This is a genomic window from Dactylosporangium sp. CA-233914, assembly GCF_050942935.1.
In the GTDB taxonomy this organism is placed as follows: domain Bacteria; phylum Actinomycetota; class Actinomycetes; order Mycobacteriales; family Micromonosporaceae; genus Dactylosporangium.
In genome coordinates, this window is record NZ_CP192030.1 from 9223289 (window position 1) to 9236904 (window position 13616).

At 72.0% G+C, this 13616-nt stretch carries 11 protein-coding genes and 1 pseudogene; 2 read left to right on the forward strand and 10 right to left on the reverse strand.

What is annotated here, in order from left to right:
- Window positions 1-38: 38 nt before the first annotated feature.
- The 8 genes from ACQPY0_RS41070 to ACQPY0_RS41105 all read right to left on the reverse strand — a co-directional run bounded on the left by ACQPY0_RS41070 (window position 39) and on the right by ACQPY0_RS41105 (window position 9992).
- Window positions 39-1061 carry an iron-siderophore ABC transporter substrate-binding protein gene (locus ACQPY0_RS41070; protein ID WP_432973712.1) on the reverse strand — a complete coding sequence of 341 codons (1023 nt, stop codon included), beginning with the start codon at window positions 1059-1061 and terminating at the stop codon, window positions 39-41.
- 74 nt (window positions 1062-1135) lie between these two features.
- Entirely contained in the window at window positions 1136-2740 is a 1605-nt protein-coding gene (locus ACQPY0_RS41075) for a (2,3-dihydroxybenzoyl)adenylate synthase (protein WP_432973714.1), read from the reverse strand.
- Window positions 2740-5052 carry a phosphopantetheine-binding protein gene (locus ACQPY0_RS41080; RefSeq protein WP_432973716.1) on the reverse strand — a complete coding sequence of 771 codons (2313 nt, stop codon included), beginning with the start codon at window positions 5050-5052 and terminating at the stop codon, window positions 2740-2742. Before ACQPY0_RS41080 ends, ACQPY0_RS41075 begins: the two co-directional genes overlap by 1 nt.
- On the reverse strand, window positions 5049-6602 hold the full coding sequence (locus tag ACQPY0_RS41085; RefSeq protein WP_432973718.1) for an amino acid adenylation domain-containing protein: 1554 nt from the start codon (window positions 6600-6602) through the stop codon (window positions 5049-5051). The genes ACQPY0_RS41080 and ACQPY0_RS41085 overlap by 4 nt, the downstream gene beginning before the upstream one ends.
- Window positions 6603-6621: 19 nt before the next feature.
- Window positions 6622-6882: an MbtH family protein gene (locus ACQPY0_RS41090; protein WP_432973720.1), complete on the reverse strand. Its 261-nt coding sequence runs from the start codon at window positions 6880-6882 to the stop codon at window positions 6622-6624.
- A 128-nt stretch (window positions 6883-7010) separates the two neighbouring features.
- Entirely contained in the window at window positions 7011-8036 is a 1026-nt protein-coding gene (locus ACQPY0_RS41095) for a FecCD family ABC transporter permease (protein WP_432995574.1), read from the reverse strand.
- 91 nt (window positions 8037-8127) lie between these two features.
- Window positions 8128-9084, reverse strand: a complete 957-nt coding sequence (locus ACQPY0_RS41100; protein ID WP_432995576.1) for a FecCD family ABC transporter permease — start codon at window positions 9082-9084, stop codon at window positions 8128-8130.
- Between the two features lie 77 nt (window positions 9085-9161).
- Window positions 9162-9992 carry an ABC transporter ATP-binding protein gene (locus ACQPY0_RS41105; RefSeq protein ID WP_432973722.1) on the reverse strand — a complete coding sequence of 277 codons (831 nt, stop codon included), beginning with the start codon at window positions 9990-9992 and terminating at the stop codon, window positions 9162-9164.
- A gap of 126 nt (window positions 9993-10118) precedes the next feature.
- Here ACQPY0_RS41105 and ACQPY0_RS41110 point away from each other — a divergent pair, with 126 nt between their 5' ends.
- Both ACQPY0_RS41110 and ACQPY0_RS41115 read left to right on the forward strand, forming a co-directional pair.
- A complete protein-coding gene (locus tag ACQPY0_RS41110) occupies window positions 10119-10316 on the forward strand; it encodes a hypothetical protein (RefSeq protein WP_432973724.1) in 198 nt (65 codons plus the stop codon).
- Between the two features lie 146 nt (window positions 10317-10462).
- Window positions 10463-11311 (forward strand): hypothetical protein, encoded by an 849-nt coding sequence (locus ACQPY0_RS41115; RefSeq protein ID WP_432973726.1) that lies wholly within the window; start codon window positions 10463-10465, stop codon window positions 11309-11311.
- A gap of 214 nt (window positions 11312-11525) precedes the next feature.
- Here ACQPY0_RS41115 and ACQPY0_RS41120 read toward each other — a convergent pair whose 3' ends face one another.
- Together ACQPY0_RS41120 and ACQPY0_RS41125 are read right to left on the reverse strand one after the other, a co-directional pair.
- A complete protein-coding gene (locus tag ACQPY0_RS41120) occupies window positions 11526-12758 on the reverse strand; it encodes a hypothetical protein (RefSeq protein ID WP_432973728.1) in 1233 nt (410 codons plus the stop codon).
- Window positions 12759-12820: 62 nt separating this feature from the next.
- Window positions 12821-13601: pseudogene (locus ACQPY0_RS41125) on the reverse strand (L-serine ammonia-lyase, iron-sulfur-dependent, subunit alpha).
- Window positions 13602-13616 lie beyond the last annotated feature (15 nt).

Consider the following 13616-nt stretch of genomic DNA (forward strand, 5'->3'; position numbering starts at 1 on the left):
CGGACCTCGTGCGGTGCGGCCGGGGCGGGGACGGCGGATCAGGCCTGCTTGGTGACCTTGGCCAGCAGCGGGGTCAACTTGTCCAGCACGAACGGGATGGACAGCAGCGTCGGTGAGTTGAGGCCGTTGGCCAGCGCGTCGTCGAGGAAGACCGCGCCGCCAGCCTTCACCCCGGCGAGGCTCTGCCACGTGCGCAGGCCCTCCAGGTCCGCCTTGGCCTCGGCCGAACTCGGGTAAATGATGATCACGTTGGCGTCGATCTGGGTCAGCTGCTCGGGGCTGATCTCCCGGGAGTACTCGCTCTGCGGGTTCGCCAGCTCGGGCTTGAGCTTGAGGCCGAGGTCGCCGAGGAAGCGCGTGACCGGGGCGGTCGGCAGGTCGACGGTGTTGACCAGGCCGGGGTCGTAGGTGCTCCACGTGAAGGTCTTGCCGGCGAAGCCGGGGTTGGCCGTGGCCGCCGCCTTCACCTTCGCCTCGGTCTCCGTGATCAGCTTCTGTGCCTCGGTGGACTTGCCGAGCGCCTTGGCGATCGTGGTGACCTGGTCCCGCCAGTTGGTGCTGAACGAGCCGCTGACCTGCCACAGCACCGGCGCGATGGCCGACAGCTGCTTGTAGTCCTGTTCCTTGCCCCAGCCGGTGATGATCAGGTCCGGACCGAAGCTGGCGACCTTCTCGAACGGGATGCCGTCGGAGATCTCCAGGTTCTCGACCTTCTTGCCGCCGAGCGCGGTGGTGAACCAGGAATCCAGTTCGCCGTAGCCGCCGGCGGCGACCGGGGTGACGCCGAGCGCGAGGACGGTGTCCCGCTCCGCGACGCCGAGGGCCAGTACGCGTTTCGGCGCGGCCTTCAGAATGGTCTCACCGAACGGACTCTTCAGGGTCTGCGGGAAGGCATCGGCGGCGGCCGCGGCCGGAGTGGCGCCGGTGTCGTCGTCGGCACCGTCGTCGCCACAGGCCGCGACGGCGCAGAGCAGCAGTGCCGCGATTGCCGTCAGCACTCCGCCGCGGCGCACACGGGACCGTAATGTGCGCGGGGTGTCGCCGGTCGTTGTCGGGTTCATCTCGTCCACTCCGTGGTGTGTCGGCGAAAATGCGCAGTATTTCGAAGTTAACTTAGGCTTACCTAACAAAGCCGTCAAGGCATCGTCACGCGTGCCACGATCTCTCTCTTGTTGATCTTCCCGACAGCGGTCACCGGCAACACGTCGATGACCACGAGCCGGTCCGGGTGCATGAACCGGGCCAGGCCCTGTTCGGCCAGAAACGCCTTGATCTCCTTGAGTTTCGGCGCCCGCTCGCTGCCCGGCACGAGGGTGACGACCGCACAGGCGATCTCCCCGAGCGCGGGGTCCGGCAACCCGACGACCGCGGCCTGCGCCACCGCCGGGTGGGCGAGCAGGTGCTCCTCCAGGTCGGTGGCCGAGACGTTCTCCCCGCCCCGGTTGATCACGTCCTTCACCCGCCCCTCGACGACCAGGTGGCCGGTGGGCAGGGCCCGCACCAGGTCGCCGGTGCGGAACCAGCCGCCCTCGGCGAAGACGATCCGGTTGTGCTCGGGCGCGCGGTAGTAGCCGCGCAACGTGTACGGGCCCCGCGTCCACAGTTCGCCGACCTCGCCCGGGGGAACCTCCACGCCGTCCTTGCCGATCACCCGGATCTCGTCCGCCGGCGAGAGCGGCAGGCCCTGCGTGGTGAGGACCAACTCCTCGGGGTCATCGAGGCGCGTGTAGTTCAGCAGCCCTTCGGCCATCCCGAAGACCTGCTGCAACGCACAGCCCAGCTCCGGGCGCACCCGCGCCGCGGTCTCCGCGTCGAGCCGGGCGCCGCCCACCTGCAACAGGCGCAGGCTCGACCGGTCGCGCCCGTCCCACTCCGCGGCCTCCAGCCAGAACCGGGCGAGCGGGGGAACCAGCGCGGTGACGGTGACCCGCTCGGCCTCGATCAGTCCGAACGCGACGTCGGGACTGCCGGCGGGCGCGAGGACGACCTTGCCGCCGACCGAGAACGTCCCCAGCAGTCCGGGGCAGGCGAGCGGAAAGTTGTGCCCTGCGGGGAGGCAGACCAGATACACGTCCTCCGCGGACAGTCCGCACACTTCGGCACTGGCGAACGCGTTGTAGGCGTAGTCCCGGTGGGTGCGCGGGATGAGCTTGGGCCGCCCGGTCGTCCCGCCCGAGACCAGCAGCACCGCGATGCCCGCGGGATCGGCCCGGCCGCCGACCGGCTCACCATCCGGCAGGTCCCGGAGTGCGGTGAACCGCCCCGGATCGCCCGCAACGACCACGTGCCGCAGCGTCGGGCAGGCGTCGGCCACCTCGGCGGCGAGCACCCGGTGGTCGAAGCCCTCATGGAGGTCCGGACCGACGTACACCACCGCCTCGGAGAGCCGGACCAGATGTTCGATCTCGGAACGGCGGTGGGCGGGCAGTGCCAGCACCGGCACGATCCCGGCGCGGAGCATGCCGAGCAGGACGATCACCACGTCGGCGGTGTTCGGCAGTTGCACGACCGCCCGGTCACCGGCCGCGACGCCCAGCGCCCGCAGCCCGCCGGCGGTCCGGTCGGCCGCGGCGTCGAGTTCGGCGTAGGTCAACCGCCGCTGCCCCGCGACGACCGCGGTGCGGGGGCCGAACCGCGCCGCCCATCCACGGAACAGCTCGTCGAGCGTCTCGGCGCCCCAGTAGCCTTCCCGCAGGTACCGCTGCTGGAGGTCCGCGGGCCAGGGCGTCAGATCGGTCATCACTCGCTCCCCAGCGCGGCGGCGACGTCCTCGTCGGACAGTTCGTCGATCTCCGTCAGGATCTCCAGGACCACCGCAGCGGTCTGCTCGATCCCGGGACCGGCAGCCTCGACGACCCGGGCCGCCAGCCCCGCGACGGTCTCACCCGCGAACAGCGCCCGGATCGTCACGGCGTCCGTGTCGAGATCCTCGCGCAGCCGCGACACCACGAATGCGGCCAGCACCGAGTCGCCGCCGAGCGCGATGAACCCGTCATACACACCGAACTCCGGGACCGGCAGCACCTCGGCCCACACCCGGGCGATCACCCGCTCCAGTGCGGTACGCGGCGCGACCGTTTCGGCGCAGGGCTCCGCGAGGTCGAGCAGTGCCCGCGCGCCGGCCACGTCGGGCAGCTCGGCGACGGCGCGCAACTCCGCCGGGACGAGCTGGCCGGGCACGCGGGTGCGCAGGTCGGCCAGGATCTCCGCCGGTTCGCCGGTGACAACGGCCACCGCGGCAGCCGGGCGGCCGGGGCGCAGGACCGCCCGCACCGCGGTGACCCGGGGATCGGCCAGCAGGGCCTCCTCGACGTCGACCGGCAGCACCGGCACCCCGCGGACCACGACCTGATCGGAGACGGCGCCGCGGATCTCGATCGTGTCGCCACGGCGGATGCCCAGTCGGCCGTCGTCGCCCGCGACCCGGCCGAGGACGCCCTCAGGCCGGCCGAAGCCGTTGGCGTCGACCACCCGCGCATCCCCGCCGAAGCCGGCCGGCGCCGGGCGCCCCCACGCGTCCCCGTCCTCGGCGAGCCGGGTGAGCAGCGTGTGGAACGCGTCGAACATCGCGTCGAGCACACCCGGTGCGAACATCTCCTCGCGGGTGTCCCAGTTGATCAGCACCCCGCCGCCGAACTCGGTGATCTGCGCGTCGAGCAGCACCTGCGGGCCCTGCGAGACGATCCACACCGGCTCGCCGAACCGCGCGAGGACCTCCGGGGCGAAAAGGTCACCGAGGCTCAGCGCACTGGTGAACACCACCGTCGCGAGCGCGCGCTCGCCGTCGAGCCGGGTGATGTCGCGCAGCACGTCGAGGCCGGGATAACCGGCGTGCGAGGCGTCGGCGTGGAGCCGACGCTGGACGCCACGGGCCCGGTCGAGGAACGACGCGGGATCCGTGAGATCGACCTCCAGCATCACCGAGCTGCTGAAGTCGCCGACCACCTCGCCCACCGCCGGGTGCAGCGGCTCGCGGTCGAACAGCGGCACGTTCAGCACGAAGCGCGGGCCCGCGCTCCAGTGCCCCACCGTCTCGGCGAACGCGGTGGCGACGGCGGCGGCGGTGGTGACCCCGTGCCGGGCGGCAGCCGCGGCCAGTGCGGAACGCCGCTCAGGCGGGAGCACGACGTGGCGTCGGGCCACCCGCGGCGGGGTCCCGGCGGGCACCAGGACCGTGGGCAGGGCCGGAGCGCCGGGCAACCCAGCAAGCCGTTCCTCCCAGTACTCCCGGTGCCCTGCGGGCCGCGGCCGGGCGGCCCGGTCGGCCAGGTAACGGCCGTAGTCGTAGGCCGGCGCGGGACTGTCCACATCGGACGCGAGCTGGGCCAGCAGCATCCGGTACGAAACTGCGTCCGCGGCCACCATGTCCACGTCGAAGTGCAGGCGGGTCCGGCCGGCCGGCAACAGGCTCAACGCGACGGTGAACACCTCGCCCGCCTCGATGTCGAGCACCTGGTGCGAGTATCGCTCGCGCAGCGCGGCGAGCTCCCGTTCGACCTCGTCGGCAGCGCGTTCACGCAGGTCGTGAACCACCGGCTCGACCCGCTCGGGCGGCGGGGCGACGACCTGCCTGCCCTCCGGGGTGATCCGCGACCGCAGCAGATCGTGGCGGCGGACGAGCCGGGCCAGCGCGCGGGTGAGGGCCACGGGGTCCACGTCGGTCCCGTCGAACTCCGTGTAGAGGTGCGCGGCGACCCCGCCGAGGTACTGTCCATCGGTCCGGCCGACCCAGAAGGCATGCTGCATCGAGCCGAGCGGCCGGTCCGCATCGGCCGCCGCCGCCGTTCGTTCCGGCTGCGGGGCCGCCACCGACCCCGGGGGGGCCGCGGCGAGGAGTCGGCTCCACGCGCCCAGTGTGGGCCGCTCGGCCAGCGCGGCGACGGTGACGTCGTAACCGGTGCGACGCCAGTCCGCGACCAGTCGCATCAGCATGATCGAGTCGAGGCCGCACTCGATAAGGTTCGTCTCGTCGTGCAGGTCCTCCGGCTCCTCCTCGAGCAGCGCCGCCAGGGTGGCGCGCAGCGCGTCGACGGAGATCGGTACAGCGTTCATCGGTCACCTCGGGCGGTTCCGGCGAGCCTGCGACGCAGCAGCTCACGCCGATCGGGACGGGGGGAGGTCGCCGCAGCGGGCATCGGCAGCCGGGGCAGCGCGGCCCGATCGAGCTTGCCATTGGGGGTCAGTGGGAGTTCCGCGATCCCGACGACGACCGCAGGCACCATGTGTGCGGGCAGCCGCGCGGCGGCGTGGGCGCGGACCTCGGCGAGGCCGCGCTCGTTCAACGGCTCCCCGGCCGCGACGACGTGGGCCACGAGCCGCTGCCCGTCCGCCACGGCGACCGCGCACGCGGCGACCCACGGGTGCGCGGCGACGGCCGCCTCCACCTCGCCCGGTTCGATGCGGAACCCCCGCAGCTTGACCTGCGCGTCCGACCGGCCGGCGAACGTCAGCACGCCGTCGTGCCGGGCAGCGAGGTCGCCCGAGCGGTAGACGCGGGTGCCCACGCCCGCCGGATCGGCGACGAACCTGGTGGCGGTGAGCCCCGGCCGCCCCAGGTAGCCCCGGGCCAGTTGAGGCCCGCTTACGTACATCTCACCGGATTCCGTGGCGGCCAGCCGCTCGTCGCGCAGCCCGACGTCGAGCCCCGCGAGCGGCTGCCCGATGGACGGTGGCAGGCCGGGACCAGTGTCGACGTGGGTGACATGCACCGTCGTCTCGGTGATGCCGTACATGTTGACCAGCCGCGGTCCGGTCGCCAGCCGGCTCGTGAGCCGCCGGGGATCCAGCGCCTCACCGCCGAACACGACGGTCCGTACCGGCAGGGGTGGCTCCTCCGCCGCCTCCCGGGCCTGCTCGGCCTGCACCAGCCGGTCGAACGACGACGGGGTCTGACTCAGCACCGTGACGCCGTGGGCGGCGAGCGCGGCGAGCAGATCGGGCGGCGACCAGGCCAGTTCGGTGGGCATCAGCACGGTGGCGCCGCCGGTGACCAGCGGCCCCCAGATCTCCCACACCGAGAAGTCGAACGACGCGGAGTGGCAGCAGGACCACACGTCTGCCGGGCCCACGTCGAACACCTGCGCGGTCGCGGCGAACAGCGCCGCCACGCTCGCATGGGGCACGAGGACACCCTTCGGCACCCCGGTGGAGCCCGACGTGTAGATCACGTACGCCGGTGAAGCCGGGTCGATCTCCGGCAGCACCGCCCCGCTTGCGGGGCCCTCCATCGGCACCTGCGGGATGTCCTCGGCGCCGGCCGGGGTGCCGACACCGTCCACGACGATGGCGACCGGCGCCGCGTCGGCCAGCATGAACCCCGTCCGGGCCGCCGGATAGGCGGGATCCAGCGGTAGGTACGCCGCGCCGGAGCGGACCACGGCCAGCATGGCCACGACGAGGTCGACGGAGCGCCCCACGGCGACGGCGACGATCCGCTCAGGACCCGCGCCTGCCGCGACGAGCCGGCGCGCCAGCCGCGTCGCCCGCTCGTCGAGGTCGGCGTAACTCAGCCGCTCGCCGCCCGCGATGACCGCGGTCGCCTTCGGGGAACGACGGCGCTGCGCGCCGAAAAGGCCGGGCAGCGTCAGGGACGACACCGACACGATCAGCCCTTCGCCGGGCCTACGCGGAGTGCGCCGGGCCGGCGGGGGCCCCGGCTCGGGCCTTCTCGTCGCGCTCCATGCGCTCGACGAGGCTGCGCGGGCGCATGTCCGTCCAGGTGCGCTCAATGTACTCCAGGCAGGTCGACCGGGACTCCGGGCCGTGCTCGATCGTCCAACCCGCAGGCACCTCCGCGAAGGTCGGCCAAAGGGAGTACTGACCTTCGTCATTCACAAGGGCGTAGAACACGCCGTTCTCGTCGTCGAAGGGGTTGCTGGACATCAAGGCACTCCTCGTATCCGTACCGGCACCGCAGGCAAGTGAAGTTAGCCTAACCTAACGTCGGAGCCGCGGGAATGCCCTGTCTCAACGATCGACTGCGACAGTTGCCACAGCCCCGCGTCGCGCCGTCACCCCGCGCCCCGCCGCCACTCCCGGGCGAGCAGCCAGGCGAGGTAAACCCCGCCGACCAGCCCCGTTCCGATCCCGACAGGCAGCGGTCGCGACTCGACCAGTCGCTGGGCCAGGACATCGCTCGCGACGAGCACCACAGCACCCATCAGCGCGGCGGTGACCAGCCCTGCCCCCTCGGTGCGGGTCAGCCGGCGGGCAAGCTGGGGCGCGGCCAGCGCGACGAACGCCACGGGTCCGGCCGCCGCGGTCGCCATCGCTGTCAGGGCGACGCCGACGCCGACCAGCGCCAGCGTGGTGCTCTCCACCGGGACGCCGCGGGCGCGCGCGGCGTCGGGCCCCATCTCCAGCACGGGCATCCGCCGCCCGTACACCAGCGCCACCGGCAGCAGCACGGCGAGCGCCACCGCGACGGACAGCGCATCCGACCAGGTGCGGCCGTTGAGGCTGCCGATCAGCCAGACCTGGGCCTCCTGCGCCGCCGACAGCCTCGCCCGGGCGATCAGATAATTGTTGGCCGCCACGAGCACCGCGTTGATCCCGATGCCGACGAGGATCAATCGGAAGCCGTCGACCCCCCGGCGGTAGGCCAGGAGGTACACCACCACGGCGGTGATCAGCCCGCCGACCACGGCTGCCGTCGCCGTCGAGGTCCCGCCCGCGCCCAGCACCAGAATGGCGACGAGCCCGCCGGTGGCCGACCCGGTCGTGAAACCGATGATGTCGGGGCTGCCGAGGGGGTTCCGCGAGATCGTCTGGAAGATCGCGCCGGCGATTCCGAGGGCGGCGCCGACAGCGATCGCGGTGGCCAGCCGTGGCAGGCGCAGCCGGAGCACCGAGTAGTTCGCGCCCGCGCTGCCCTCCCCGACCAGACTCGCCAGGACGTCCGCGGGCGGGAACGCCACGGCCCCGGTCAGCAGCGCGGCGAAACCGAGCAGCACCAGCGCGACGGAAAGTCCGACGGCGGCGCGGGCCGCGCGCCGCTCCCAGCGGACCGACAGGCCGTAAGCCCGCGCCACCCGCATCGGCCGCCCCGCCCGGGCCCGGGTCGAGATGCTGCTCACAGGACCTCCCCGGTTCGCGACCGCGGTGCCCGCACGCTGCGCCCTTGCGTGCTCACAGCTGCGCAATCCGGCGCCTGCGGCACAGCACCACGAACGCCGGGGCGCCGAGGAACGCGGTGACCACGCCCACCTCCAGCTCGCCGGAGGGCAGCACCACCCGCCCGACGATGTCCGCCGCGAGCAGCAGAATCGGCGCCAGGACCAGCGAGTACGGCAGCACCCAGCGCAGGTCCGGTCCGACGATCATCCGGGCCAGGTGCGGCACGGCTAGGCCGACGAACCCGATCGGGCCCACGGCTGCCGTGGCCGCCCCGCACAGCAGCGTGACCGCGACCGCCGTCGCCAGGCGGGTACGGCCGAGCCGCAGGCCCAGCGCAGCGCCGATCTGGTCGCCGAGCGCGAGCGCGTTGAGCGGCCGGGCCAGGGCGAGCGCGAGCACGGTCCCCGCCAACATGAACGGGGCCAGCGCGACGACGACGTCCATCCGCCGCCCCGCCAACGAGCCAAGCGCCCAGAACCGGAACGAATCGAATGCCTCGGAGGACAGCAGCAGCACCGCGAGGATGAAAGCACCGAGCGCGGCCCCGACCGCGGTGCCCGCGAGGACCGTCCGTTCCGGCGAAACGACCCGGCCGGTGGCGCCGAGCAGGTACACCAGCACCGACGCCGCACCGGCGCCGAGGAACGCAAACCAGACGTACCCGAGGGGCGTCCGCACGCCGAACAGCGCGATCGCCACGACCACGGCGGCCGCCGACCCGATGTTCACACCGAGCAGCCCGGGATCGGCCAGGGGGTTGCGGGTGAGCGCCTGCATGAGCGCGCCGGCCAGCCCGAGCGCCGCCCCCACACCGAGTCCGAGCAGGGTCCGCGGGATCCGCAGGTCCGCGACAATGAACGCCGCATCCGATCCGTCGTCACGCCACAGCGCGCGCCACACCGTGCCGAGTGGGATGTACTGCGCCCCGACGGCCAGGCTGAGCAGGCAGAGCACCACCAGCACGGCCACGGCGACGATCAGCCCACCGGACCTGGTGGCGAGGCCGTTGCGGGCGCGTGGTGCGGAGACCCGCGCTTCGACGACTGTCACAGGGCCACCTCGGCAGCCAGCACGAGCCGCCGCGACGTCCACCTGGGAACGATCATCGGTGTGCCGGACTCCGGATCCGGCACCACCCGGCACGCCACCCCGAACGCCTCCTCAACCAACTCCGCGGTCACGATCGCCGAGGGCGCGCCCTGTGCGATGATCCGGCCCTCCCGCATCACGATGAGCGTGCTGGCGTAGCGGCATGCCTGGTTGAGGTCGTGCAACACCGCGACGAGGGTGTGCCCGCGGTCCTGGTGGAGCATCGCGCACAGGTCGAGGACCTCGATCTGGTGGGCGATGTCGAGATAGGTGGTCGGCTCGTCGAGCAGCAGGATCGGAGTTTCCTGGGCGAGCACGACAGCGAGCCACACCCGCTGCCGCTGGCCGCCGGACAACTCGTCGACGAAGCGGTCGGCGAGCTCCGCGGTGCGGGTCAGCTCAAGCGCGGTACCGACGGCGGCCTCGTCCCGCGGCGACCACTGTCGCAGCAGCGACTGGTGGGGGTACCGCCCTCGGGCGACCAGGCCGCTGACGGTGATCCCGCCCGGCGCGATCGACGTCTGGGGCAGCAGCCCGAGCCGACGCGCCACCTCCTTGGTGGAGTAGCGCTGGATCAGGGTGTGGTCGAGGTGGACCGCTCCGGAACTGGGCTTCAGGATTCGCGCCAACGCCTTGAGTAAGGTGGACTTCCCGCAGGCGTTCGGCCCGACGATCACGGTGAACCCGGAGTCCGGGATGTCGACGGTCAGGTCCTGGACCACTGTGCGGTCGTCATAGGAGAGGGTCAAGCTCTCCCCACGCAGGCGCACGCCACCCACCTCGCCCATCGCCACTCCTCTCGTTCTATGTAAAGTTAGGCTAACCGAATATCCTCGGAGCACCATGCATGCCCGGCCCCGGGCGCCCTGGCTGCAGATGGTGGACTCGATGTCGGCGCGGATCTGGACCGGATCGTGCAGCAGTTGCAGGCCGACGCTGCCGGTGACCCGGGCTGGAACGCGCAGGTCGGCTCCAGCATCATGCGGGTGCATCAGCACGCCGCCGGTGCGCCAAGAAGGGGCAGGCACATCGCCGCGGCACCGGGCACGGCGAGGACGGCCAACGCCGGCCAGAGCACGCCGGTGGCCGCGACCACCGCCGCCACGGCGTGAGCCCGAGTCTCGGCGTGGTGGTCACCGGTCCGCCGCCGGGCACCGGCTCGGGGCACCGGCGCTGCCCGCCCGGTCGCAGCATGTTGACACGCCATTTAGGGTAGCCTAACTTAACGTCACGACGGGACTCGGGAGGGTGGGTTCGCGTGGAAGTGGAGGCTCCCGTCGCGCAGACGGCCGCCAGGCTCGACGCATTGGACCCGTACGCGGGTTTCGCGGTCATCCCGGACGACGACGGATGGGTGCCGCTGGCCGGCGCCGAAGCCGGCGGGCACGTGAACGCCTGGCTGACGCAGCTCGACACCGTGCACGGCCGCCGCAGCGTTGCCGGCAGCATGCTCGGCATGCAGTTCGGGGAGGCCGTCGCCGGGGTGGCCGTCGCCGCAATGGTGCTCGATGGGCGCTGCCCGGACCCTGCGGTCGGCAACCTCGCGGTCCGGGTGCACGCCGAGGGGTACCTCGAACGCCGGGCGGTGCTCACCCCGGCCGTCGCCGTCCTGCCCTCGGATCCGGCCGCGGCCGACCCGCACAGCGTCGTCGTCGCCGACGAGGCCGCGCTGGACGAGTGGTGGGCGCAGCGTGCCGCAACCACCCTGACGCCACTGCTCGCCGCGATCCGCGCCCGCGTGCCGTTCAGCCTGCGCAACCTGTGGGGCGGCGTGGCCGACGAGGTCGCCGGCACCGCCATCTGGGTGGCGCAGCTGGCCGGCCGCGACGCCGAAGCGGCCTGGCAGCACGGCCGGCGCCTGGTGGACGCACTCGCCCGGCACGCCCCGGTTCGCCTGGCCGCCGGGCGCCCGTTCCCGGTCGCGTACCCGGGTGGGCGGCGGCTGTTCCAGGTCCGGGGCACCTGCTGCCTGTACTACCGCAGCGCCGCCGAGACCGGCCCACCGCAGGAGACGTACTGCACCACCTGCCCGCTACGCGATGACGACTCGCGGCGGCAGCGCCTGCACGACCACCTCACCGAAACCTCCGCCGAATCCGTCGGCTGACCATCCCCCACCTGCTGGAGAACGTCATGCCGCACCTGTTGGCGCCCGCCGCTCGTACCGTCGACGTCACGGTCTCGTTTGAGGAATGACTCGGTGTCGATAGCATAAGACGCATGCATCCCTGTTTCTTGCAGGGACGCCGTCCTTGTAGGACCTACCGGGGTGGGACTCGCGGCCCTCCGTCTCCTCGGTGCCGGTCAGCGGGTTGGGTGTTTCAGCATTCGAGGATCGCTGCTTGGAGTGTGGTCAGCTGGGTCACGGCTTGCGGCATGCTGGCACGGAGGCTGTCGATGGCTTGTGACCATGCCACCTTCTGGTCTGGGGTCAGGTTTCCTTGCTGTTTCATGACGTCGATGAAGTATTTGGCGTCTTCGAACTGTCCGGTGGCGGCCCTGGCCACGGATTCCAGCATCGTCGTGGTGACGTGCGGGCCGTAGCCGTGCCGGGTCTCCGGGTCCGTTCCCCGGGTGACCGCGTCGGCCAAGGCGGTGAAGCTGACGGTGTCGGGGGTTCCGGTCTTGAGTGCAGTGGCGAACTCGCGGACGATCGTGGTGGGCCGGTCCATCTCCGGCGCGGTCCAGAACCGGGGCACGATGTCGTGGTCGGGGCCGAACGCCAGCAGCGGTTTGAGCACCGCCACCGCCGGTTCGTCCGGGACGCGGGCGATCATCGCGTCGACGCGCTTGGCGATCCCGTCCTGGCCGAGTTTCTGCCATTGATCCTGGAGCGCCGCGTGCTGGTCCTGGATGTTCTGCATCGTGAAGAGCCAGCCACCGAGTGTCTCGTCGACCGGGGCGGTCTCGACCGTCGGTGTGTCCAGCCGTGCCGCGGCGTCCAGCAGTGCGACGTCCAGCTGGGGTGACACCTCGCCCGGCTGGAAGCTGAAGTCGCCGGCGGCGGAGACCGCGACGAAACCGGTATCGAGACCACTCGCGACCTCGAGGACGGTGCCGCTGCCGTAGGTGCGCAGCACCCGCTTGATGTCGGCATCGAGGCTGCCGCGGACGATGACCGTCAGCGGACTGCGCCCGGTCCGGAACTGTTCGAGGGTGAGGTTGATCCGGTTGACGTCCTGGGGTGACAGCGCACCCTGCCCGTCCCGGTCGAGGACGATGAACTGCCGGTGCGGGCGTTGCTTGACCGCCTCGATGAGGACCTCGGGAAGCCGTCTCGGCGTTGCCGGCACCTGCGACGCGAACACCGACAGGTTGGCGGGCGTGCTCTGCCCCGGCTCGGACAGGCCGACGCGCACCTGCGCCAGCCAGGATGCTTCGGCGAAGTCATCCGGGCTGATTCCGAGGCCATCGGTGGCGGACGCGTGCTCTTCGATCCACACGAACGTCTGCCGCTCGTGCTCCCGCGTGAGGGCACCGACGCCCGGGGCCTGCGTCGTCGCCCCAATGCCCCGGCTCTCCGGCGCGGCGAACAACGGCTCGGCCTCCGGCACTCGGTCCGCCGGGATCCCGAGCCGGTCCGCGAGTTTCGCCAGCTCCCGATCGACCAGCCCGATCAGCGTGTCGCGCGTCGAGGGACGTTGACGGCGAGCCCGCCGCGGGCGGTCTCCTTGTACTTGACCTTCATGTCGGCGCCGGTCTCCCGCATGGTCTTGATGCCCTTGTCGAGCGAGACGAAGTGGTTGCCGTCGCCGCGCAGGGCCAGCCGCGCGGCGGTGATCGCCTTGATGCTCGCGACCGCGTTGCGCTCGATGCACGGGATCTGCACCAGGCCACCGATCGGGTCGCAGGTCAGCCCGAGGTTGTGCTCCATGGCGATCTCGGCCGCGTTTTCCACCTGTTGCAGCGTGCCACCGAGGACCTCGGCCAGCCCGGCCGCGGCCATCGAGCACGCCGAGCCGACCTCGCCCTGGCAACCCACCTCGGCGCCGGAGATCGAGGCGTTCTCCTCAGTTGCCGCCGCGGTCGAACGCCGTGAAGATCATGCCGTTGGGGTGGTGGGGCAGGGTGCGGCGGCGGTGCAGGACCAGGTCGAACGCGAAGCCCTCGACCTCGCCGGCCGCCTTGATCGCCGCCACGCGCACGTCCGCGGTGGCGGGGTCGACCGGCTCCGGGTCCTCCCCCGCCAGGCCGAGCAGGACGGCCTTGTCGCTGCCGTGACCGCGGCCGGTGGCGCCGAGTGAGCCGAAGAGTCCGGCGCGGATCCTCGCCGTCACCGCCAGCTTCCCGTCGGCTTTGAGCCCGGCGACGAACCTGTTCGCGGCCCGCATCGGCCCGACCGTGTGCGAACTGGACGGGCCGATGCCGATTTTGAATAGATCAAAAACACTGATCATGAAACCTTCAGGGTC

Excerpts from the sequence above, each read along its gene's own strand:
- ACQPY0_RS41095 (WP_432995574.1), bottom strand. The coding sequence starts at position 8,036 with ATGCGGGTGGCGCGGGCTTACGGCCTGTCGGTCCGCTGGGAGCGGCGC.
- ACQPY0_RS41070 (WP_432973712.1), bottom strand. The coding sequence starts at position 1,061 with ATGAACCCGACAACGACCGGCGACACCCCGCGCACATTACGGTCCCGT.
- ACQPY0_RS41075 (WP_432973714.1), bottom strand. The coding sequence starts at position 2,740 with ATGACCGATCTGACGCCCTGGCCCGCGGACCTCCAGCAGCGGTACCTG.
- ACQPY0_RS41090 (WP_432973720.1), bottom strand. The coding sequence starts at position 6,882 with ATGTCCAGCAACCCCTTCGACGACGAGAACGGCGTGTTCTACGCCCTT.
- ACQPY0_RS41080 (WP_432973716.1), bottom strand. The coding sequence starts at position 5,052 with ATGAACGCTGTACCGATCTCCGTCGACGCGCTGCGCGCCACCCTGGCG.
- ACQPY0_RS41105 (WP_432973722.1), bottom strand. The coding sequence starts at position 9,992 with ATGGGCGAGGTGGGTGGCGTGCGCCTGCGTGGGGAGAGCTTGACCCTC.